Here is a 2,164-nt window from a genome sequence, read left to right as displayed (position 1 = left end):
CGTGAAATCGCTCAAGGTGTTGGTGGTTATGCTCGCCCAATGCCAGAAGCTTGGATGAAGCGTCAGGCAGCACTCGTTGCTGAACGCGCTCAACAAGCTGACATCGTGATTACTACTGCATTAATTCCGGGTCGTAAGCCACCAGTCTTGTTGCACAGCGATACCGTTGCCAATATGAAACCCGGCTCTATCGTGATCGACCTAGCTGCTGGTCGCGGCGATAACGGTTCAGGTAATTGCCCTTTGACAGAAGCTGACAAGATTGTTGAAAAAAACGGTGTGAAGATTATTGGTTACACCAATCTCGCTAGCATGGTAGCGGCAGATGCTTCTGCCTTGTATGCGCGCAACTTGCTCGACTTCATGAAGCTAATTGTTGACGCAGAAGCTAAGTTAGTTATCCCAAGCGATGACGATATCGTTACTGCCTGTCTCATGTGTCGTGATGGCCAAGCCATTCGTAAAAACTAATAGCAATCATTCAAAGGAAACATCATGGATCTCGCTGCTTTTCAAAGCATCCTCACAGTCCAAAACATCACCGTGTTTGTATTGGCCATTTTTGTTGGCTATCACGTGGTTTGGAACGTTACCCCTGCACTCCACACCCCACTCATGGCGGTTACTAACGCCATTTCTGGAATCATTATTGTTGGCGCCCTCCTGCAAACCGAAGTGATTGGTGGCGATGAAATTACTCTCACCAGCATCATTGGTGCGGTAGCAGTTTTCTTAGCCTCAATCAATATTTTTGGTGGCTTTATGGTCACCCGTCGCATGCTGGAGATGTTCAAGAAAAAAGCTCCTAAGGCTGATGCGGCCGGAACTAAATAAAACTAGAACAAGATCTTATAGAGACCAAAATAATGTCAAACATAACCGCGATTTCCTATCTCATTTCATCGGTATTATTCATCCTCGCTCTGCGTGGATTGTCCTCGCCGACAACTTCACGTCAAGGCAACACCTTCGGTATGATCGGTATGCTTCTTGCCGTCATTACCACCTTCATGATTCCTGACTTTAAGCCAGTCTTCTCATTGATTATTGGCGCGATTGTTGGTGGTGCCATCATCGGAACCATTGCTGCTAAGCGTGTGCAGATGACCAAGATGCCTGAGCTCGTAGCACTCATGCACTCTTTTGTTGGCTTGTCGGCTGTATTGATTGCCATCGCAGCGGTATACAACCCAGCCCATGACCATACTGGCGCGCAAAAGATTGAACTCTTTATTGGCGCCTTTATTGGGGCAATCACCTTTACTGCCTCAATCATCGCGTTCGGAAAACTTTCCGGCAAGGTTAGCGGTAAGCCAGTGACCTTTGCTGGACAACATTTACTAAACCTCGCCCTCGCAATTGGCATGGTTGGTGGCGGTGTCATGTATTTCATGACAGGTAGCCACGAAGCATTCTTGGTGATGTGTGCCATTGCCTTGGTATTGGGCGTGACATTGATCATCCCAATCGGTGGTGCCGATATGCCAGTGGTGGTATCGATGCTGAACAGCTACTCTGGTTGGGCTGCGGCTGGTATTGGTTTCACATTAAATAATCCTGTTTTGATCATCGCTGGTGCTTGCGTAGGCTCATCTGGTGCGATTCTGTCTTACATCATGTGTAAGGCAATGAACCGATCCATCTTGGCGGTATTGCTTGGTGGTTTTGGCGCTGAAGCCTCTGCCGGTGGCGCCGATGATGGGGGCCCAAAGAACTACAAAACTGGCTCCCCAGAAGATGCCGCCTTCCTTATGGAAAATGCTGATACTGTGGTGATTGTTCCTGGTTACGGCTTAGCAGTTGCCCGCGCCCAGCACGCCCTGAAAGAATTAACAGAGAAATTGACTCACCATGGCGTGACCGTGAAGTATGCGATTCACCCAGTGGCAGGCCGTATGCCTGGTCATATGAACGTTCTCTTAGCTGAAGCAGAAGTTCCATACGATCAAGTATTCGAAATGGAAGACATTAACAGCGACTTTGGTCAGGCCGATGTGGTCTTAGTTCTTGGTGCAAACGATGTGGTGAATCCTGCCGCTCGTACACCAGGTAGTCCAATCTTCGGTATGCCGATCTTGGAAGCATTCAAAGCTAAAACGATCATCGTAAACAAGCGCTCCATGGCTGCAGGTTATGCTGGCCTTGATAACGAACTCTTCTACAT

Annotated in this window: 2 protein-coding genes and 1 pseudogene; all 3 read left to right on the top strand. The window is 48.3% G+C overall.

From position 1 onward, the window contains the following. A pseudogene (locus tag B7Y67_RS15925) lies at window positions 1–471 on the top strand (NAD(P)(+) transhydrogenase (Re/Si-specific) subunit alpha); the annotation flags it as partial. 24 nt (window positions 472–495) lie between these two features. Further along, a complete protein-coding gene (locus B7Y67_RS15920) occupies window positions 496–834 on the top strand; it encodes a proton-translocating transhydrogenase family protein (protein WP_011903634.1) in 339 nt (112 codons plus the stop codon). 32 nt (window positions 835–866) lie between these two features. After that, window positions 867–2,164 (top strand): NAD(P)(+) transhydrogenase (Re/Si-specific) subunit beta (locus tag B7Y67_RS15915; protein WP_293599470.1); only part of this gene is annotated, 1,298 nt, incomplete at its 3' end.

It is taken from the genome of Polynucleobacter sp. 35-46-11 (assembly GCF_002281105.1).
The sequence above is the reverse complement of the archived record's forward strand: the minus strand, read 5'-3'. Positions and strand labels throughout refer to the sequence as shown.